The sequence below is a fragment of the Bacillus salipaludis genome (genome assembly GCF_004358205.1).
In genome coordinates this window covers 199,932-221,530 of sequence record NZ_SMYO01000004.1, presented here as the reverse complement: position 1 = coordinate 221,530, position 21,599 = coordinate 199,932, and the positions used below count along the sequence as shown (strand labels likewise).

17 protein-coding genes are annotated in these 21,599 nt (G+C 40.7%); 7 read left to right on the top strand and 10 right to left on the bottom strand.

The features are described from left to right. Window positions 1-110: 110 nt before the first annotated feature. Together prfB and secA are read right to left on the bottom strand one after the other, a co-directional pair. Window positions 111-1,212, bottom strand: a protein-coding gene (gene prfB / locus E2K98_RS09140) for a peptide chain release factor 2 (protein WP_133333946.1) whose coding sequence is annotated in 2 segments (ribosomal slippage) — window positions 111-1,139 and window positions 1,141-1,212 — 1,101 coding nt in all. Because the reading frame shifts where the segments join, the coding sequence is not laid out codon by codon here. A gap of 378 nt (window positions 1,213-1,590) precedes the next feature. Then, window positions 1,591-4,104, bottom strand: coding sequence for a preprotein translocase subunit SecA (gene secA / locus E2K98_RS09135; protein WP_133333945.1), 2,514 nt, complete (start codon window positions 4,102-4,104; stop codon window positions 1,591-1,593). 542 nt (window positions 4,105-4,646) lie between these two features. Here secA and E2K98_RS09130 point away from each other — a divergent pair. The 6 genes from E2K98_RS09130 (at window position 4,647) to E2K98_RS09105 (ending at window position 12,818) form a co-directional block, all read left to right on the top strand. Continuing rightward, entirely contained in the window at window positions 4,647-5,927 is a 1,281-nt protein-coding gene (locus tag E2K98_RS09130) for a cytochrome c3 family protein (RefSeq protein ID WP_235824770.1), read from the top strand. Window positions 5,928-5,953: 26 nt separating this feature from the next. Continuing rightward, entirely contained in the window at window positions 5,954-7,114 is a 1,161-nt protein-coding gene (locus tag E2K98_RS09125) for a cytochrome c3 family protein (RefSeq protein WP_133333944.1), read from the top strand. A gap of 34 nt (window positions 7,115-7,148) precedes the next feature. Next, window positions 7,149-7,856, top strand: a complete 708-nt coding sequence (locus tag E2K98_RS09120; RefSeq protein ID WP_133333943.1) for a tetratricopeptide repeat protein — start codon at window positions 7,149-7,151, stop codon at window positions 7,854-7,856. 18 nt (window positions 7,857-7,874) lie between these two features. After that, complete coding sequence (locus tag E2K98_RS09115; protein ID WP_133333942.1) at window positions 7,875-8,840, top strand: 6-bladed beta-propeller; 966 nt, start codon at window positions 7,875-7,877, stop codon at window positions 8,838-8,840. Between the two features lie 110 nt (window positions 8,841-8,950). Continuing rightward, a complete protein-coding gene (locus E2K98_RS09110) occupies window positions 8,951-10,636 on the top strand; it encodes a cytochrome c3 family protein (RefSeq protein WP_133333941.1) in 1,686 nt (561 codons plus the stop codon). A 307-nt stretch (window positions 10,637-10,943) separates the two neighbouring features. Next, window positions 10,944-12,818 carry a cytochrome c3 family protein gene (locus E2K98_RS09105; protein ID WP_133333940.1) on the top strand — a complete coding sequence of 625 codons (1,875 nt, stop codon included), beginning with the start codon at window positions 10,944-10,946 and terminating at the stop codon, window positions 12,816-12,818. Between the two features lie 149 nt (window positions 12,819-12,967). Here E2K98_RS09105 and E2K98_RS09100 read toward each other — a convergent pair whose 3' ends face one another. Both E2K98_RS09100 and hpf read right to left on the bottom strand, forming a co-directional pair. Beyond that, window positions 12,968-14,578 (bottom strand): gamma-glutamyltransferase family protein, encoded by a 1,611-nt coding sequence (locus E2K98_RS09100; protein ID WP_133333939.1) that lies wholly within the window; start codon window positions 14,576-14,578, stop codon window positions 12,968-12,970. Window positions 14,579-14,694: 116 nt separating this feature from the next. Further along, on the bottom strand, window positions 14,695-15,243 hold the full coding sequence (hpf, locus tag E2K98_RS09095; protein ID WP_133333938.1) for a ribosome hibernation-promoting factor, HPF/YfiA family: 549 nt from the start codon (window positions 15,241-15,243) through the stop codon (window positions 14,695-14,697). A gap of 272 nt (window positions 15,244-15,515) precedes the next feature. Here hpf and E2K98_RS09090 point away from each other — a divergent pair, with 272 nt between their 5' ends. After that, complete coding sequence (locus tag E2K98_RS09090) at window positions 15,516-16,010, top strand: spore coat protein (protein WP_133333937.1); 495 nt, start codon at window positions 15,516-15,518, stop codon at window positions 16,008-16,010. A 47-nt stretch (window positions 16,011-16,057) separates the two neighbouring features. Here the strand turns inward: E2K98_RS09090 and E2K98_RS31630 are convergent, their stop codons facing one another. From E2K98_RS31630 to E2K98_RS09065, 6 genes are all read right to left on the bottom strand, one after another. Further along, entirely contained in the window at window positions 16,058-16,159 is a 102-nt protein-coding gene (locus E2K98_RS31630) for a hypothetical protein (RefSeq protein ID WP_235824780.1), read from the bottom strand. Further along, window positions 16,159-16,773 (bottom strand): ComF family protein, encoded by a 615-nt coding sequence (locus E2K98_RS09085; RefSeq protein ID WP_235824769.1) that lies wholly within the window; start codon window positions 16,771-16,773, stop codon window positions 16,159-16,161. The genes E2K98_RS31630 and E2K98_RS09085 overlap by 1 nt, the downstream gene beginning before the upstream one ends. A 16-nt stretch (window positions 16,774-16,789) precedes the next feature. Continuing rightward, window positions 16,790-18,262 carry a DEAD/DEAH box helicase gene (locus tag E2K98_RS09080; protein ID WP_133333936.1) on the bottom strand — a complete coding sequence of 491 codons (1,473 nt, stop codon included), beginning with the start codon at window positions 18,260-18,262 and terminating at the stop codon, window positions 16,790-16,792. A gap of 172 nt (window positions 18,263-18,434) precedes the next feature. Further along, a complete protein-coding gene (locus E2K98_RS09075; RefSeq protein WP_133333935.1) occupies window positions 18,435-19,274 on the bottom strand; it encodes a DegV family protein in 840 nt (279 codons plus the stop codon). A gap of 139 nt (window positions 19,275-19,413) precedes the next feature. Then, on the bottom strand, window positions 19,414-20,097 hold the full coding sequence (locus tag E2K98_RS09070) for a response regulator transcription factor (RefSeq protein ID WP_133333934.1): 684 nt from the start codon (window positions 20,095-20,097) through the stop codon (window positions 19,414-19,416). Window positions 20,098-20,169: 72 nt separating this feature from the next. Then, on the bottom strand, window positions 20,170-21,303 hold the full coding sequence (locus E2K98_RS09065) for a sensor histidine kinase (protein WP_133333933.1): 1,134 nt from the start codon (window positions 21,301-21,303) through the stop codon (window positions 20,170-20,172). Between the last annotated feature and the right edge of the window lie 296 nt (window positions 21,304-21,599).

The following is a 21,599-nucleotide window of genomic DNA, read 5'->3' as shown; positions in this document are numbered from 1 at the left end:
TCTGTTGGATTTCGTCCTTGGGGGACAATTTTTTTATTCTACTGCCAGGTTTTGTCCCTTAAAAATGAAAAAACCTTTACCGCATCCTAGGGCAAAGGCTTTTTCATTGATTATGAAATTCTTGATCTTAAATAAGCATCAATAAACGGATCAATTTCCCCGTCCATTACAGCCTGCACATTTCCTGACTCGGTACTCGTACGATGATCCTTGACCATTGAGTAGGGATGGAAAACATAGGAACGGATTTGGCTTCCCCAGCCAATTTCTTTTTGTTCGCCGCGAATTTCCAAAAGTTCTTTTTCCTGCTGCTCAATTTCGCGCTGATACAGCTTTGCTTTTAACATTTTCATTGCTGACTCACGGTTTTTAATTTGCGAGCGTTCCGTCTGGCATGTTACTACTACCCCTGTCGGAACATGGGTAATCCGTACAGCTGAATCGGTCGTGTTGATATGCTGACCGCCGGCGCCGCTTGCACGGTACGTGTCAATTTTTAAATCCTCTGTGCGGATATCGATTTGAATTTCATCGTTAAACTCCGGCATAACCTCACATGAAACAAAGGAGGTATGGCGGCGGCCCGAGGAATCAAATGGCGAAATCCGTACAAGGCGGTGTACCCCTTTTTCTGCCTTCAAATAACCATACGCATTATGCCCTTTGATGGCTAAAGTCACACTCTTAATCCCTGCTTCATCTCCCGGTAGATAATCAAGTGTTTCCACCTTGAAGCCCTTTTTCTCAGCCCATCTTGTATACATCCGAAGAAGCATTGAACCCCAGTCCTGTGATTCTGTACCGCCTGCACCAGGGTGAAGCTCTAAAATCGCATTATTTTTATCATACTCTTCACTTAACAAAAGTTGTAATTCAAATTGATTTAAACGTTCTGTCAACTGTCCCAGCTCTTCTTCCAGTTCCGCTTGTAATTCCGCATCACTTTCTTCTTTAACGAGCTCATATGTCAATTCCAAATTTTCATACGTTTCATTTAAATCAGTAAATTCATTTACTTGATCCTTTAAGCCGTTTGCCTCACTGATTACGACCTGAGCCGCCTGTTGATCATTCCAAAAGTCAGGATGAAGCATTTGATCGTCTAATTCAGCAATTCTAGCTTCCTTATTTTCAAGGTCAAAGAGACCCCCTAAAGTCCGCTAAACGTTTAGCTGTTTTTTCTAATTCATTCCGAATTTCTGCTAATTCCATTCTGGTCACCTCTATAAAAAATTCATTTTGTATCGTAGTATATGCAAATAATTTAAGTCAGTCCTAATCTATTATAACGGCATACCTTCCAAAAATCCAAAACAAGCCGTTTCGCCAGGTTGGGGATAATTTTTTAATGAAAGAAAAAACAAATTGTGGATAACCGATATTTTTCAACACTTACCAACAAGATATATTTATTTATCCACATATCCAGTTAGTTATTAACAAATTAACAAAAAATATCAACATTTCAGTAAATAATATCCACATAAACAATAAGGTTATTCACAACTTAAAGTTCTCCATAATATAGGATCCCTAGCAAAGCAAGAAGCGAAATCCCATAAGATTTCGCTTCTTATATGAAAAAATCAATTATTTCCCTGCTCCACAGCAATTTTTGTACTTTTTACCGCTCCCGCAAATACATGGATCATTTCGTCCTACATCCATTTGCTTCACTTTTGGCTTTTGCTTAACGGGTTCTCCATCGTCCTTCGGATGAACCGCTTCGCCTTTTGCCACTTCTTGACGTTCTAAATTGTTGCGAATTTCTGCCTTCATGATGTACATGGAAGCTTCTTCCTCAATTGAAGTAACCATTGCTTCAAACATTGCGAAGCCTTCCGCCTGGTACTCGCGAAGAGGGTCCGTCTGTCCGTATGCACGTAAATGGATTCCATCACGAAGCTGATCCATTGCATCAATATGGTCAATCCATTTTGAGTCTACAGAGCGAAGCGTAACGACCTTTTCAAATTCACGCATTTGCTCTGGGAAAAGCAGCTCCTCTTTTTCATCATAACGCACCTTCACCTTGGCAAAAATAGCCTCGGTCATCTCTTCAGGGTCTTTACCGTTTAAATCGTCTAAGGTGATATCCCCTTCAGGAAGAAGATTGGCATGGACAAAGTCCACAACACCCTGGAGGTTCCAATTTTCTTCATCATCCGCCATTGACGCATGTGCCTCAATATTCCGCTCGATTGTTCGTAAAATCATGCCCTCCACAATTTCACGCAAGTTTTCAGACTCAAGTAATTCATCGCGCTGCGTATAGATGATTTCACGCTGTTGGCGAAGCACATCATCATATTGCAGCAGCTGCTTACGCGCATCAAAGTTGTTACCCTCAACACGTTTTTGCGCTGATTCCACTGCTTTTGAAACCATTTTACTCTGGATGGGCTGGGAATCATCCATCCCAAGGCGCTGCATCATCGATTTCATATTATCAGAACCAAAGCGGCGCATAAGCTCATCTTCCATTGATAAATAAAACTGGGTAATCCCCGGGTCCCCTTGGCGGCCTGAACGCCCGCGGAGCTGGTTATCAATCCGGCGGCTTTCATGGCGCTCCGTCCCAATAACAGCAAGGCCACCTAAATCGGTAACCCCTTCGCCAAGCTTAATATCTGTACCACGGCCGGCCATGTTTGTTGCAATCGTTACCGCACCCTGATGGCCTGCTTCCGCAATGATCTCTGCTTCACGTTCATGATTTTTCGCATTCAAGACATTGTGTCGAACGCCTTTTTTCAATAAGAGCTTGGAAATTAACTCAGATGTTTCGATTGCAACCGTACCGACAAGCACGGGCTGTCCCTTTTGATGTCGTTCTGCAATATCCTGAACAACAGCTCGAAACTTCCCTTCCATTGTAGAGTAAATTAAATCCGCACGGTCATCCCTGGCAATCGGTCTATTCGTTGGAATCACGATGACATTCATATTATAAATGTTTCGGAATTCCTCTTCTTCCGTCTTAGCTGTACCCGTCATCCCGGCTAATTTCTCATACATCCGGAAGTAGTTTTGGAACGTAATCGTAGCCATTGTCATACTTTCGTTCTGTACCTCTAAGCCTTCCTTTGCTTCAATCGCCTGGTGTAAGCCCTCACTATAGCGGCGTCCCTTCATCAAACGACCAGTAAATTGGTCAACGATTACAATTTCGCCATCCTGAACGACATAATCCACATCCAGATGCATGCTGACATTGGCTTTTAACGCTTGATTGATGTGATGATTTAACGAAACATGGGACATATCAAACAGGTTTTCAATACCAAAAGCCTTCTCTGCTTTGCTAATCCCTTCTTCAGTCAGCATAACGCCTTTTGTTTTTTCATCATACGAATAATCCTTTTCTTTCGTCAGCGTACGCACAAACGCATTTGCTTGAATATATAGAGCCGTTGATTTTTGGGCAGAACCGGAAATAATCAGCGGTGTACGCGCTTCGTCAATTAGGATGGAGTCCACCTCGTCAATGACTGCATAAAAAAGCGGACGTTGAACCTTTTGTTCCTTATAAAGGACCATGTTATCACGAAGATAGTCAAAACCATATTCGTTGTTAGTTCCGTAGGTAATATCTGCAGCATATGCTTCCTGCTTCTCTTCACTCGTCATACTATTTAGGTTCAACCCAACCGTTAACCCTAAAAATTCATAAAGCTGCCCCATTTCCTGAGCATCACGGCTTGCAAGGTATTCATTGACCGTAACAACGTGAACTCCTTTACCGGAAAGAGCATTCAAATAAACCGGCATCGTAGCCGTTAACGTTTTACCTTCCCCGGTTTTCATCTCCGAAATATTTCCCTCATGGAGAGAGATTCCCCCCATTAACTGTACATGATAAGGGTACAATCCAAGGACACGGCGTGCCCCTTCACGGACAACAGCAAATGCCTCAACCAGTAAATCATCAAGTGATTCTCCATTTTGATAACGCTGTTTAAATTCATCTGTTTTTTCACGAAGCTGATCATCTGATAATTTTTCTGTTTCAGCCGCAAGTGCCTCTATTTGATTCGCTAGTTTGTCTAAGCGTTTTAACTCACGTTTATTCACATCATACAATTTATTTAAAATCCCCATCATGTGATTGAACTCTCCTTTTTATCGAGATTGCTATTATAAAGAATTCGCAATATTAGGTACTAAATCCTGCCAAAATGAATTGAATATCACTTTCCATCTTACCACTTCCGCTATGTGTGTGACAACAAAGTTCCCATTGATGAAAAATTGTAACAAAAACTTGTTTAATTCCTCTATTAATCGATAGTTTCTTAGTGCTCACAAAAATGAATAAACATTCTAAAATGCGTATAAAAATTAACCTTTATACAACTAACCACTACCTATAAGTTATTAAATAATCCGCTTTTTTCAATGTATTTACGTTGTTTTTATCATAAAGTTTGTTTGGAAAAATATTCACAAATTGTACATTGGAATATGCCCATTCTATGTTAGATACTACCTTTAGAGAAGTTTAGATGGAAAATAAAGTAGATAGCTCAATAAAAATGGGAAGGGTGAGCAAAATGGGCTTTTTGGGAAAAAAGAAAAATTCCGAGGCCGATCCCGAATTAAGAGAAAATAGAAAAAAATCGGGCCCAATAAAGAGACTCTGGCAAATGTGGAGAGATATAGATTGGACAAATCCCGTTACTCGCTGGAAATTATTATTTGCATCCCTTGTTGGTTGTATCGTCGTTTTTGGCGGAGGATACGGCGTACTTTCTATTACAAACTCGCCATCCTTCTGCTCCAGCTGTCATGAAATGGCACCTGAATATACCACTTATACGGCAAGCGCTCATAATCAAATCTCCTGTGTGCAGTGTCATATTAAGCCCGGCGTCACCAACATGCTGACACACAAGGTGAAGTCTATGAAAGAAGTTTACTACCATGTTACCGGTGTGCCAAAACAAATCGTTCAAACCGAGGAAGAAGCCGTTTCAAATGAAAACTGTTTACAGTGCCACTCGAAGAACCGGCTTGTCACCGCATCTGGTGACTTAAAGGTCAACCATAAAGGCCATATTGAAAAAGACATTCCTTGTATCACCTGCCACGCAGGGGTTGTCCACGCGAAGATTGCTGCCCGCGGTTTAAATATTGACAGTGCTCGTGGAGAGTGGACGGAAAAAAATGCTCAAAAATTAATTGAAGAAAAATATGTGCGTCCGAACATGGGAACTTGTATCGATTGTCACGATAAAGTGAACAAGGGTGAAAAGCCTTGGAAAGATGTCGCATACACTGTTCCGCCAAATCCAGAAGAACTTGAAAAACTTGCAGAAGGAAAAAACAAGGCAGCGTCCACGAAGCCAGTCAAGGAAGACGAAAATACGGCAGAACTCGCAGCCAATCATGACCAAAAGACACAGGAAATCATTTTACAAGCGATTGGAAAGCAAAAAACAAATGTGAAGGTTTCAATGGAATGCGGAACCTGTCATAAAAAACTCAAAGTACCACGATCCCACAAAGTTGCCCTATGGAACCAACAACACGGAAGTACAGCGGTTCAAGAGTTAAATAAATGTGTAACCTGCCACCAGGATTCCAAATGGGTAAGAGAAATACCAAAAGAAGATATTATCTCACTTCTTAAATTAGGTGTAAAAAAATCACATTATCAACCTGACATCAAGGTGGTAAAAGATCAGTCCCGTATTAATAAGTTTTGCAGTACCTGTCACAATAAGCGTCCTCCTGGACATACGAAAAGCGATCAATGGCTGACAGCTCACTCAACGAAAGCACTGACAGCTGAAGCGAAATCACAATGCTTCGTCTGCCATGACCAGAAAAAACCAAAACCAGGATCAACTGATACGAAAGCACCTACAGATGTATATTGTGAGTACTGCCACAGAACCGGCTTTAAAAGTCCTGTAAAAAAATAATTTTTATAAAAATGGAGGGACGCTTTATGGAAGAAGAACATACTGAGATGCCGGCCCCTCCCCGTTATCTGTATAAGTTAATCAAATATATGACGATCACTTTGTTTTTTCTAGCCATCTTATTTTTCGTAGGATTTACGGGTCTAAAGGCAACATCAAGCTCGAAGTTTTGCCAAAGTTGTCATGAGATGAAACCAGAGTATTATACGTGGAAAGCATCGACTCATAATGAAGTGGATTGTGTAAATTGCCATACCGATCCGGTATTTAAGAAACTGGCGAAAGATAAAGCGGAAGGGCTGGTTGAACAATTAAAGAACCATTCTTTGGGCGTCACTGCTACTCCTATCCGAATGCCCAACGAGGTGCCTAACAGCGCATGTGAAAAATGTCACAATTTGAAAACTCGTGATGTAACACCATCGGGGGATCTCATCATCCCCCACGATAAGCATCTAAATGAAGGGGTAGAATGCGTCCAATGTCATAGCAGCGTCGCCCACGGGAAAATCGCCGACAGAAAAATGACCTACCAAACAGATTATGCTAAATGGGATCAATCCATTGGTACACAAGCAATGTCCGATTTAAAATTTACTCGTCCTGACATGGACACTTGTATGGAATGCCATAAGGCAAGAAATGTTTCAACTGCATGCAAAACCTGCCATAAAACAGGTATGGAACCAAAGAGCCATAAAAATCCTGAATTTAAAGCTTCTACTCACGGATTAATAGCTGGCAAGAATCTTCAAAAATGCGACTCCTGCCATGGGTATATGTCGAAGGAGAAAATTGAAGGGCTAGAGACTGTTTCTCCTGTTGAAAAGGTCTTGCAAAACATTAAAACGACCAAACCACATATTACCGAATTGGATTATGCAAAAGAAAATACCTTCTGTAAGGATTGTCATAGCAAACGGCCAGCAAGTCATGATAGCCGGTGGATGTTGGAACATAAAATTCAAGCGTCTAAGGATAAACAGAAATGTTTAGCCTGTCATAATTATCAGCAATCAAGTCAGTATCAAACTGCAACGGCAGCCTGCTCTTCCTGTCATCCAGCAATGCATAAAGGATTTGACAAGAAAAGGCACCCTATTCCGCTAGCAGCAAATCAAAAGGTAACAAATTTTTGTTATACCTGTCACGTAAAAAGAACATGCTCTGCGTGTCATAAAGAATAAATGAATGAAACTTTGCTAGATTAGGAGGGTTTGTATGGAAGCTTATGAACAACCACTCAACGATAAGCAAGAGCTTGAAAAAGACAAAACACCTAATAAACAAGTAAAAAAATCTAAAAACGATAAATTCAAATGGTGGCAAACACTACTTATTTTGACCATAACATTAGTTGTTGCAGTTGGTGCCAGTTATTACGTCAGCAATAAGTACCTTTGGCCAAAATACAATATGAATCGTTTAAAACAACAATTAGAAAGTGCAAAAGCTGAAGCAGATGCTAAACCTAATGAGCCTAAGTCCCATGTAGACCTTGGATATGCTTATTTCTTAAATGATAATAACGATGAAGCGATAAAACAATATAAAATGGCTCTTGACTTAGACAAGAATTATTTTAATGCCTATTTTAACTTAGGACTTGTATATAACGAGGAAAATCGCCTAAATGATTCCATAAAAATGGCTCAAAAAGCTACTGAAATATCACCTAAAGATTATAAGGGCTGGCTATTGAAAGGAATGTCTTTCCGTAAGCTTAAAATGTATAAAGACTCCATTAAAGCTCTAAACGAAGCAAATCGATTGATGCCTTCCAATACAGATATCATTTACGAAGTTGGACTAGTAGCGGAAGATCAAGGAGATAAAAGGAACGCGGAAGAAATTTATAAAACGGCATTGAATTATGACCCTCTGTACAAACCAGCCCTTGATGGGTTGAAAAGAGTCTCTAAAAACTAGTAAAGGGGTTGAAAACACATGATGAAAAAAACAGTTTATTGGTGGATGAGCGGTATTGTTGTTCTTACGATTGCTGCCTTTGCCGCTATTTACTTTTTTAATTTGGAATCAGTCGTGAAAAAGGTACCGAATGCAGTTAATCCGGATGGCCCTCCTTCCTTTAGCCAAGCAATTTACGGTGACTTTGATAATTCACTCGATAAGCCGATGGATGTCGCAAAAATTGGCGAGTTCCTCTATGTTTCTGATACGAATAATAAACGTGTGCAAGTTTTTGATACATCTGGAACGTCTGTATTTAGGTTTGGTAAAGAGGGCCAAGGGAAAGGTCAATTTAAATTCCCATACGGTATTGCTGGTGATGGTAAAGGAAATGTGTATGTAGCAGATTTATATAATGGTAAAATCTCTATCTTTGAACCAAAAGGGAAATTCTTAAAATATTTTAATGATAAAAAGAAAGTAATAGAATCTCCTGCTGGTATCCGCATCTATGATGAAAAATTATATGTAACGGACGTTCAAAAAAATAAGGTTTTTATCTTTGATCTTAATGGTAAAAAGTTATTTGAAATTAGTACTGGAACTAATAAACAAGATACTTTTAAAGCTCCAAATGCAGTGGCAATCGACAAGAAAAATAATGATATCTTTGTTTCCGATTCTGGAAATCAACGGGTTCAAGTGTACGATAAAAACGGTAAATTTATTCGAACTATTAACGGTTCAAAAAATGGAAAAGGTTCCTCTGTTTTTGTAAATCCACGAGGAATTGGCGTAGATTCTCGAGGCATTCTTTACATTGTAAACAACCTTACCCACATGGTTTATGGATTTGACGAAAAAGGTTCCGAGGTTTTCCACTTCGGTACAATGGGAGATCAAAACGAACAATTCTACCTGCCAAATGGCTTATTTGTAGACGAACATGACCAGGTTTATATTACAGATACCTTAAATGAACGTATTGCAATGTATAACTAAATAATTCTTCACTTTAAGGAGGTGGTGCCCCAAACGAGCTTGGACAAGTTTTAGATCCATAGTTTTTAAAAAAAGAGAGAAAAAAAGAAGTAACAAGGGAGGTTTTTGGAATGAGCAAGGTCAAATTAGGCTTTTCATTCCTGCTTACATTGCTTTTTGTGGGAATGTTTAGTGTCGTAGCTTTCGCTGCTGGTAGTAACCCTGTAGGAACACCACCCGGAGATCCTGCGGATATGAAGGGCGGATTAGTTACAGATGATAGTGCTAAAGACAACAATTACGACACTGTTAGAAAAAGCAACGCAAATAAAACAGGTTCAGGTGTGGGAGGTCAAAACTCTGATTTTAACAATGTTATCAAATCTGATGATATGGTTAAAAACGCAGATGGAACACACGGAACACAACGTACTCACGGATCATATATGAACAACACGAACTCTTGTGCCAGCTGTCACCAAACACACACAGGCGCATCTAAAAACTTACTGTTCAAAGACGGAGAATATGCAACTTGTACTGCATGTCATGATGGTACATTAGGTTTCTATAACGTATTTACTGGTTCTAACTCTGCTGGGACCTTTGGAGGAACTCATGATGGTAACATGTCTGTTCACTTAGCTAATGGAACAGTTGAATTAAAAGCAGCTCCAGGTGGTAATAGTACTGGTACAGGTAACTGGGAAGCTGAATTTACTTGCGCAAGCTGCCACGCACCGCACGGTTCCTACTCAGATCGTTTATTACATGAAAATCCAAACGATATGGGTAATACGCTTGTTTCTAAAGGCGGTAAACTTTTAGAAAACGTGCCTGTTGTAACTGACATTACAGCTAAAAATGCTGCAGCAGATGTTACTTACAAAGATGCAACTGGCGCAGATGTTACCATTAACTATGTTCTTTATCGTTTTGAAATTGGAACAACTGTTGATGCTGCTTATTCTGCAAAAGGCTTAACAACTGGTGATACTGTTCTTCAATTAATGAAGTGGAACGGCACGAAATATGTAAACGATACAGATCCATGGTTACATGGTTATGAATTCGACGAAAACCATGTCAAACATTACTGGACAGCATTCAAAGATTCTACTGGTAAAGAAGTATTCGATACTGATCAATTGAAAAAAGGTGAAATTTTAGGTAACGGTTTTGCCGGGGTTCCTGCTTCTAAAACAGCTTTAGTTTCCTCTGTTAAATCATTAACTTCCGGTAATGTTGCTCGTGGTTATGTAGTTAAGTTAGACGTTTCAGCCCCTAATGCAAACAATGTAACAACAACTACAGCATCTTCACTATGGGCAAGTAAAAAAGCTGATGGATCTACTAACCCTGGTTATGTAGCAAACAGAGGGGTTGCTATGTCAACATTCTGTTCTGCTTGTCACACTGACTACCTAGCTGGCTCTGGAAAAGAAACTGGTACATTTGATCATGCATATCGCCACACCACAACATCAGACAGCTACACTTGTGTACGTTGTCACTATGCACATGGTACTGATGTAACTGTAATGCGTGATGCTCGTGGTTTAACTTACCAAAATATCTTAGATGATACTACAAACTACTTCCCAGGTGTAACTGGTGAAGCTCGTACTTCAATAGTTAAAGACTATTTACTTGATAAGAACCCATCTTCTGCTCTAAAACGTTACACGAACATGGCTGTATGTTGGGGATGTCATACTTCTTCTCACTCAGAAGGAACAAGAAACACTGACACTTATCAATATAACTCAACACCTGGTATAGACTCTGACCGTAATGGTATTGAGTTTGACTATTAAAAAAGAGCTAACAAATAGCCCCACTATTTGTTAGCCCCGATATGGCAAGTATAAGTTTACTTGAAAGCAACTTACTTCAGTAGGTTGCTTTCTTATTTTAATTATAGGTGGGTGTTCACAAATAAGTCAATTATCCCTTCACAAAAGAGACAAACATTATTCACAGTTCTGTTATCCTTTTACATTAACAATAAAAGTATAATAATAATGTAGATTCCCGAAATTTTTATATTAAAATTACTTAATTTGTTTACATAAATAAAATCTACAATTTATATATGTTGCAGCCTAAAGGAATGGATCAATCATGAAATTTCTAAATAACAATAAACAATTAAACATCCTTTACATAATGATTTTAGTCCTTATATACTCCCTTACCTTACCTATTAAAACTGATGCCGAAGATTCTCCCCCTAATTCCCCTCCTTCCATTTTAATTAACAATGTTAAAGTAGAAGGAGAGGAAACTACGATTACTGGGACTGTATCCGATAATCAGACACCCTTAGAAGATATCACAATAAAATTATTTGATTCGAAAGATCAACCACAATTGAATTCTCCTATACACCCATCTACAGATGGAAATTGGACAATGAAAAAAGTATTAACGGACAAAGCAGGCACCTATTATATTAAAGCAAGCGACAGCTCTATTGAATCAGAGAGATACACAATAAAAGATGCTCGTCTTCATATAAAGTCGCTTTCCATTATGTCTTTTATTACGCAGAAAAAAGAATTCGTCGATGGAAAGGAAAAAATAGAAGAAGTGACAGAACCGGTTGATGTCATGAAAAATGATGATTTAACACATATCTCGTTGAACCCGACCATAACTGCTGAGGTCAGTAATAATGATGCTTTGGATCAACTAATTCTCGACCATCCAAATCAATATAGTCCAATTGCAGTTTTTAATAAACAGAAGCAAATTTCCGGTGACATAACAATAAATACCCAAAACCAAATTGAGCTAAAATTGAAGGACTTGTCACCAAGTACAACTTATTATATTCTATACAATTCCTCCTATGTGGATGACGAGGGTACACCGCTATTTCCGATTGTTAGGAAATTCACAACAGTGAGTAATACGGTTAATAATTTATTTTTATATGATCAGAAATATAAGTCTAATTCCGGTGATTTTAAGAACCTTTCTGATTGGGCGGAGCAGCCCCATGGGTACTACACCAATAATGTAAATAACTGCTCCATTTGCCATAGCCCCCATTACGGAGATAACAAAAGCTTAGAGACCAAAAACAGAAATATGAAAAACCTAGAAAATAGTTATTGCATGGCCTGCCACGATGGTACATCAGCGCCCGTCTTTGAAAACGTTAGTTCAGATATTAAGTCAAAGCATGAAACACAGCAAATAACCGACCATGAAATGAAATCTGGTACGTGCACAGCCTGTCATAATCCACATCTTACTTGGAGTGAAGAGAATCCAAATTTATTACAAGACCATTTTGTATATAAACACGAGGATAAAGATGAAGTTGATGGTGGAAAGGTTGGAGAAATTGATAGCAATAATCAGCTTTGCGAGAAATGTCATGAGTTAAACTCTAACTATTATAAAAATCTAGCAAGTCAATTAGCTTCTGAAAAAGATCCATATAAAATATCTCATTATCAACGGTTTTCAGCCGTTGGGCAAAAAGATAATTTCGACTTATGTTTCACCTGCCATAATAACGAAAAAGAAACAAAAGTTAGAACAAAGGATATTCTTCAATATTATCAGGATAGCGATTCTAAACACAAAATAACTGCAATTGACGGCAGTCAACTGAATGGATACTTACCTTGCTCGGAATGTCATGATACGCATAAATCCACAAATCGCATGCTGTTAAAAACAAAATTAGGTCACGAAGACCAAGATTCTGAACCTTTCTCCTTTATATCTGGAGATTGGGGTGCTAGCAGTGAACGCGAATTCTGTTTGAAATGCCATAATAGCAAAACTGCAATTTTTGGGGTAACGGGTAAGGCATTAGATGATTCAATTCACGGTCATAAAATAATAAGTGAAGGTACAAAGGAAGAAATCCAAAAAGATATAGAAAGTAAGGCATGTTCAAACTGTCATGGTGGGGAAAGCAAATCCTTTATCGAGGCAGCCCATGCTCCTAAAAAATCAACAGTGTCAATTACACCATAAAAAAATACCAAGTTCATATCCTATACCACACCTATTTACAAAAAGGAGGCTGTCATTCACTATGCAAACCATAGCTTTTTGACAGCCTCTTTGCTTCAAGCAAGTATGTAGCTTGAAATCTCCCCAAACTGGCTCCAAGCATACACTTCCTACCAGGCCGCAATTGCTCCGTCTGTTCGCGGCTCGGTACCGCCCATTAACACGCCGGTTTCCGGATCGCGCCAGATGATTTGACCGCGGCCAAATCCCCCTGCATCTAATACCACCTCGATTTGGTGCCCCTTCCTTACCAACGCATGAGCAAGATGCTGCGGGAAATGCGGCTCAACTTGAACCTTTTTTCCCTCAATCCACTGCCAACGGGGAGCATCCAACGCCGCCTGCGGATTTAGACCGAAATCAATTGTGTTCATAACAACCTGCAGATGCCCCTGCGGCTGCATATAACCGCCCATCACGCCAAATGGCCCGACAGCATGACCTCCCTTTGTCAAAAATCCAGGGATTATCGTGTGGAATGTCCTTTTCCCTGGCATTAACGCATTAGGGTGTGCCGAATCTAACGAAAAATCATGTCCGCGATTTTGCAGGGAAATTCCGGTGCCTGGCACCACTAACCCGGAGCCGAAGCCCATGTAGTTGCTCTGAATAAAGGAAACCATGTTTCCTTCACCATCTGCTGTGGCAAGATAGACCGTGCCCCCGCTAGGAGGCTTGTACGGGAGTGGGAGAGAGGCCTCTGCAGCAATTTCACTCCGTCTGATGGACCCGTATTCGTCGGAAAGAACGTCAGCTAGGTTCATTTTCATAAAAGAAGGGTCTGTGATATGTGCCTTTCCATCTGTAAAGGCGAGTTTCATCGCTTCGATTTGTTTATGGTATGTATCGACGGTTTCCTTTTCGGTGAAGTTGAAGCCCTTGACAATATTTAATGCGAGAAGGGCAACAAGACCCTGTCCGTTTGGCGGAATCTCCCAGACATCGTAACCTCGGTAATGAACCATGATTGGGGTTACCCATTCTGCACGGTAACCGGCAAGATCTTCCTGAGAAATGAACCCTTTATAGTGTTCGGCAAAAGCGGCGATTTGTTCCGCGATTTCGCCACGATAAAAGCTTTCACCGTCTGTATCGGCGATAGAACGTAATGACGAAGCATGACCTTCCGAATGCCAGATTTCCCCCACCATTGGTGCCCGTCCCTTTGGGGCAAAGGTTTCAAACCAGGACTTAAACTCGCCTCCTGTTAATATTTGTCTGTAGCGTTTATAGGCATAGCCCCAGTATTTCGCCAAAATTGGAGTTAGCGGATAACCATTTTCAGCATAATCAATCGCAGGCTTTAAAACTTCCTTTAAAGACAATCTGCCAAATTTCTTTGAAAGTTCTGCCCAGCCGGAAGGAGCACCGGGGACGGTAACAGGCACCCACCCATAGGCAGGAATTTTGTCATAGCCTCTCGCTTTTAAAGCATCGATGGTCAAGGTTTTCGGGGCCGGGCCGCTTGCATTTAAGCCGTACAGCTTATTCTTGGTCCATACGAGCGCAAATGCATCGCCGCCAATCCCGTTAGAGGTTGGTTCTAAAACGGTTAATGCCGCTGCAGTCGCAATTGCTGCATCAATGGCATTTCCACCTTTTTTGAGGATATCGAGTCCTGCTTGAGCGGCAAGAGGCTGGGAGGTTGCGACCATTCCACGCCCTGCAAAAACGGTAGTTCGTTGAGATGGATAAGGATGATAATGAAAATCAAAGTTCATTGCCAACACCTCTTTACTTCTATTCACTCTATTATACTGAATATTCTGAAAGCGATATATTGAAAAATAAAAACGCAGCCTAAAGATTCGGGGCTGCGTTTTTATTTTTATTTTTATTAGTGCGCTTCGATTAAGCCATAACGACCATCTTTACGTTTGTAAACAACGTTTGTACGGTTCGTATCTGCATTGGTGAACACGTAGAAGCTATGACCAAGCATGTTCATTTGTAGGATCGCTTCTTCACTGTCCATCGGTTTTAAGTCAAAGCGTTTTGTACGAACCAATTCTAGTTCGTCATCCTCAAAATCGTGAGACTCTGTATTTTCAGCAGTTGCAAAGGTGATTGGAAAATCGCCTTTTTCGCGGAATTTACGGTTCACTTTTGTTTTATGCTTGCGAATTTGACGCTCAAGCTTGTCAGAAATGAGGTCAATCCCCGCATACATATCTACATTTGTTTCTTCTGCACGAAGGACGAGATGTGGAAGAGGAATAGTAACCTCTACTTTGGAAGTTTTATCTTGATTGAACCTTAGGTTAACATTAACCTTTGCTTCAGGTGCTTCAGTAAAATACCTTTCTAATTTTGAAATTTTCTTTTCAATATACTCGCGAATTGCTGGAGTTACCTCAATGTTTTCACCACGAACGTTATAATTCATAAGTGAACTCCTCCTTTTTTTAAAACTATGTAAATACATTTCTATTTTACCCTATGAATATCCTGCTAAAACAGTACATTATTTTGTCGATTTCATGACAAAAACAATGCATATATAGTAGCAAACATGTGTTTAGTGGAATGCACGTGGGTAAAACTGGGTAAAATGGATAATTTATTTTAACTAAATTTTAATATTATATAGGACAATTTACCACTCATATGCCCATAGAATAGGTTACAAAGGATGAAAAAATGATTGGAGGCATCCATATGGCTCAGCAAGAAAGAAGATTACTCGCATGGCATGAAACAATGGAATTACACGAAATTGTTGCGCTTCAATCCATTGGCTTAATGAAACTAAAAATGTCGTTTAAAAAGGTTGAAGACCAGGAATTAAGAGAGCTTTACAGAACATGCATAGGGGAGCTTGAAGGAAACTTAAATGAGCTGCTTCAATTTTACCCTTCGGCACCGGGATATCAGGGGAGAGAGGCAGAAGCCCGTCAGGATGTCAGCTTTTTTGCAGCCGATTTGCTGGCTCTCTCTAAAGAGTTAGTCCGCTGCCTGGCAGCCGCCATTACGGAAACGGCAACACCTGCGTTAAGAAAAACCTTTACTAATCAGCTGATTGCTGCAATCCACGGGCATGAACGGGCCTATAACTACATGCACAAACACGGCTATTATCCTTCATATGATTTAGGTCCTTTGCTTGGGCAGGATGTTCACAATGCACAGCACGCGCTTAGAATGAAATATTAGTGTTTTGAGGTGGCGGCATACAATGTTTGCCACCTTTATTTGGCTTCCTATCTTCCAAGAGTCAGTGATTGAATACCGGCTGCTCCTTCTTTTTTTATAAGCTTTGCAGCATGTCTAAGGGTTGAACCGGTTGTGTATACATCATCGATTAATACAATGTTTTTTCCTTGGATATCAATTTGCGGGTTAATTGCGAATACTTGTGGAAGATGAATACGTTCGGATCTGCTTTTTTTGATTGTTTTTCAGAATGAACCCTGGTTAACAGCGGTGTTGATGTACAACCTGCCTCTAATAAAAGAGCCTCTGCTTGATTAAAACCTCGTTCGTAGAGGCGCTCCTCGCTTAATGGAATTGGTACGACCACATCTGCTTTCATTCTTTGAAGCACTTCATGAATTTGGTCTGCAAATACCTTCGCAACGATATAATCACCGCGAAATTTAAATACAGCAATCACTTCTTTTAAAAAATCATTGTAAAGATATAATGAAGTGTTTTTATCGAGATGCCCTTGCCACTCTGGGTCCTGCTCCCACCGCAAACAATCATGACAGAGGTCCCCATGACGAAATTTCTCGTCTAAATGACGGAATGGCCGGCAGCAAATTCTGCATGTTTCCCCAGCTATTTTTTCAAGTTTGCATTCACACACAGGGCACAGGTATTGATCTTTTTCTGGCGAAAAAATCGCCCGCCATCCAATGATGGAAGGGATGGGTTGATGGCAAAGATAACAACGTTCCTGTTGGAAAAGAATCATCGGAATTCACCTCTTTTTAATCGACTAGTCCCTTTTTAACTCCTTCCCGATTCATAAAAACAATTTGTTGCTTTGCTTTTAGCATCTCATCCGTTTTACCATAGTGAAAAAAAGTAACCACCCCTGTTGGAAAGGCCGCGCTTCTTCCTGCCCTTCCAGCAATTTGGACAAGTGCGCTTTCAGAAAAAATATCATCCTCAGCACCAACAACGGCGACATCGATGTTGGGAAAGGTAACGCCCCGTTCAAGGATCGTTGTCGTTAAAAGTAATGGAATTTCCTTAGCCCGCATTTTTTGTACCTTTTCCTTTCGTTCCGGGTCTTCCGCATGGACGGCTTCAATCTTTGGAGCAAACTGACGTAGGATGGGAAGCGCTTTTTCCATCAAAGGAATATGCGGAAAAAATATGAGTGATTGTTTATTACTTTCAATTCGATTTTTTATCCATTGAAGCACATTTGCGGGTAGTTTGTTATTATGGAGGTTCTTTTGCCAATTCCCACACCAGACAAATTGCGGGACTGGAAGCGGATGTCTATGGAATCGGGCTGGAATCGTCGTATAGGCTCTTTTTTCCTGCCGGCATTCTTTTTGCCATTTTTGATTAGGAGTGGCGGTTAAATAAATCATCGCTGAAACCGGTTTTCTTGCCAGTACAGCCGCATGCTGGAGTGACTCTTCTACGGTATAAGGAAAAGCATCCACTTCATCAAGGATCAGGGTATCAAAGGCATGGTAGAACCTTAGCAGCTGATGTGTGGTCGCAATCGTAAGGCGGGCGTAAAGATGACGGTCCTTGCTCCCGCCATAGAGGGAGGCAACAGGGATACTAGGAAATGCAGCCTGAATACGTGGAGTAAGTTCGAGAACTACATCGGTTCTTGGGGTAGCAATGCAAACTCTTTTTCGTGAGGCTAGTGCAGTCTCGATCCCATGGAACAAAACTTCGGTTTTCCCCGCCCCGCATACTGCCCATACCAAAAGTTCATGATTTTGCTCAATTGCTTCAACCACCTTGTCGGATGCAGCTTGTTGTCCAGATGAAAGTTTCCCTTGCCATTCCATGATCTTTCCGGGGAGTTTTATTTCCGGCGGGGGACCATTCCAGCCGATAAGAGGGGTGCATTCACTTATTCTTCCCATCATAATACAGTGGCGACAATAGAGGCATATTTCGCCGCATCGTGCGCATGGAAAGCGGGCGAACCATTGCGGGTCCTTGTTTCCGCAACGAGCGCAAATCGGCTGTTTTCCGAGGTAATCAATTCCTTTACGGTAGGTTACATAGCCTTGTTCATAGTGAACTTGAAATTCCTTCGATGGGATGTCGTCTGTGAGAAGCTGTTTGCCGGTAAGAAGCAGTTGCAGTTCAGGGTTAAAGTGAAAGTTTGGGTTAGGTGGTGGCTGCGGGATGTTGGGGATGTGGGAAATCGGCAGGGAATCCTCCTTTTGCGGGCAGAGGATATTGTTTTTCAATGCGAATCGCATGAGGGCACCTTCTTTTTGGGAGATTGTAGTTAAGATTAATGGAGGAAAAATCTGTAGGGTTATTTTAAAATTTCGACAGGAACTGATAAATTCCTGTTTATGTCGAAATATCTTTTAAAAATAGGTCAACAAAAAACCACTCCGAAAATACATCCGGAGTGATTTTCAATAATTACTTCCTCATCCAGCCCATCCCCATTGCACCTTCGCCTAGATGGGTTCCGATTACAGCTCCAAAATAGCCAATTAAAAATTCAACATTCGGATACATCGCTGATAACTCCGCTTTCCACTCATGTGCTTCCGCTTCGCGGTTAGCATGGATAATGACAGCCCAATAGGATGCACCAGTGGCCGCATCCTCCCCCAGCAAGTCAGCAATCCGCTTCATCGCTTTTTTGCGTGTACGGATTTTTTCAAAAGGCACAATAACCTTATTTTCAAAATGGAGCAGCGGCTTCACTTGGAGCAGGCTGCCGATAAAGGCTTGAGCGCTTGAAAGGCGTCCCCCTCGCTGCAAATGGGAAAGATCATCGACCATAAAATAAGCCCTGGCTGATTGCTTCAGCTCTTCAAGGCGCTCCATGATTGTATCCGCATCAGCACCTTTTGACGCCATTTCCGCAGCTTCAATCGCATAAAAGCCTTGAACCATACAGCTGATCTCTGAATCAAACGGATAGACCCTAATCCCGTCTACCATCGTTCCTGCCGTGACAGCCCCCTGGATGGTTCCGCTAATGCCACTTGAAAGATGGATGCTGATGACCGCATCATACTCCTTCGCTAATTGCTCAAATAGCTCAACAAACTGGCCGACTGGCGGTTGTGAAGTAGTTGGCAAACCTTTTTCCTTTACCTCTTGGTAGAATGCCTCTGCGGATATGTCAACCTCTTCCCGGTAAGCCTCATTTCCGAAAATAACATTTAACGGGACCATATGTATATTCCATTTATCACGTAATTCCTTCGGGATGTATGCAGTACTATCCGTGACAACTGCTGTTTTCATAACAAAATACCATCCTTGTCTAGACTATTGTTTTTCCATTTTATCCGAAATCCGGTTATTTTGCATTAATTTATCAAAACATAAAAAGAACACGCCCGAAAGCGTGTTCTCTCCAAAAGTATTTTAACGCATCTATGCGTTAACGAACTTCTACCCAGCCATTTTTAATTGCAACGACAACGGCCTGTGTACGGTCGTTTACATTCATTTTTTGCAGGATATTGCTGACATGGTTTTTAACAGTTTTTTCACTGATGAAAAGGGCTTCCCCGATTCCACGGTTACTTTTTCCATCAGCAAGCATTTGCAGTACTTCACATTCACGGCGCGTTAACAAATGAAGCGGCCGGCGGATTTCTACCGTTTGAACGTATGAGCCTCCAAATACTTTTCCCGCTGTTAAACGGCGGTATTCATTCACTAGATTATGCGTAACCTTTGGATGTAAATAGGAGCCACCGTCAGCAACGACGCGAACTGCATCGATGAGGGCATCGGCATCCATTTCCTTTAAAAGATACCCTTGCGCACCAGTTTGAAGTGCATGTGTAACATAATTTTCATCGTCATGAATCGATAAAATAATGACCTTTGTCTCCGGGAATTTTTCTACAAGCTCCTTGGTTGCTTCTACTCCGTTCTTTTGTGGCATATTTATATCCATGATGACCACATCTGGAGTGAATTCTTGGACGATACGAACCGCTTCGCTGCCGTCATCCCCTTCGGCCACAACCTGGAACGTTTTTTCGAATTCGAGAATCCTTTTTACTCCTTCTCTAAACAATTGATGATCGTCGATAATGGCAATTTTAGTCGTCAATTTCTTCGCCTCCCTAATCCTTGTAATAAGATTTCGTTGTTTAAATCACTTTAAGTTCTGGTTAATTGATTCCTATTCAGGCAGCGGAACATGAATGGTAACAGCAGTTCCCTTACCAATTTTTGATTCAATCATAATTTCGCCATCCAGCAGGTCGACCCGTTCCTTCATGCCCATAATCCCAAAGGATTCAGGTTTCTTCTGACTCGTATCAAATCCAGCACCATTGTCCTTAATGAGTACTGTAATAGATGTCTGAGTCATTTCTAATTTTACTTTTATTTCGCAGGCATTGGCGTGTTTTAAAGCATTCTGCACTGACTCTTGGATCATTCGGAATAATGCGACCTCGTACTTAGCTGGAAGACGGTGTTCTAGTCCAATATTCACAAAATGAATTTTGGAGTGATTATGATATTCTTCGATGGTAAGCAGGTATTTTCTGAGGGTAGGAACTAATCCTAAATCATCCAGCGCCATAGGACGAAGGTCGTAAATAATCCTGCGAACCTCGTAAAGTGCTGAACGGACCATTTTTTTAAAACTATGAATCTCTGAAAAAGCATCCTCGGGTCCGCTCTCCCGATACACACGCTCAATTAAATCTGAGCGCATAATCACATTGGCAAGCATTTGCGCGGGACCATCATGGATTTCCCGTGACATCCTCTTCCGCTCTTCTTCCTGAGCCTCAATAATTTTTAAGCCAAAGTCCTGCTTCGCTTTCGCATCCTCGAGCGCAACGCCCATTTCACTCATTAAATAATTCATGACAACGGAGATTTGCGATATCAGATGCTCGGCTCGGTCAATGGTATCATCCAGTGCCAGCAGTCTCCGTTCAAGATCATCTCGTTTATCCAAAAGCTGCTTCTTGTATTGCCAATTAATAGTGAGGTCCATTTGAAGCTGGTGCGCTTTTTCGTACGCCTCCCGGACTTCGCCCTCCGAATAATGTTTAATGTTCATACTCACTTCAGAAAGCCTTGAACGAGCCTGCCTAACCTGTTCCTCAAGGGAGTCGCCTTCACCCGAGAGCTTCTCCACCATATGCTTAATGGCTTGGAGCTCATTCCTCATGCTGTCGTAATCCTGGCGGCACTGCTCTTCAATTTGAAATATATCCGTTTTACTGGAAGTAACGGTTTCAATCATTTTTTCACGAATTTCATCAATCGACTTCATATTAATTTTTTTTATCTTCATAAAAATGCCTCCATTAAGAAGCTTTGTGTACCCTGCGATTTGTCCTTAGAACAAAGGCCTTTTAACATATTTTACCTTGGATTGTATTAATATAGAAATTTAAAGATAACTAAACCCTCAAATTTCGTAAAAAAGTTGTATAATAAGTGTACTATTTCTAAAACTTTTTTACTATTAAAAATAAGCCCTAATCAGGTTTACACTATCAAACATGACTTATTATACCATGCTAAGGTTACACATATATTAAAGTTATATTACACAAGTCATTTTTTCAGAAAAATTGAAGGAGGCTC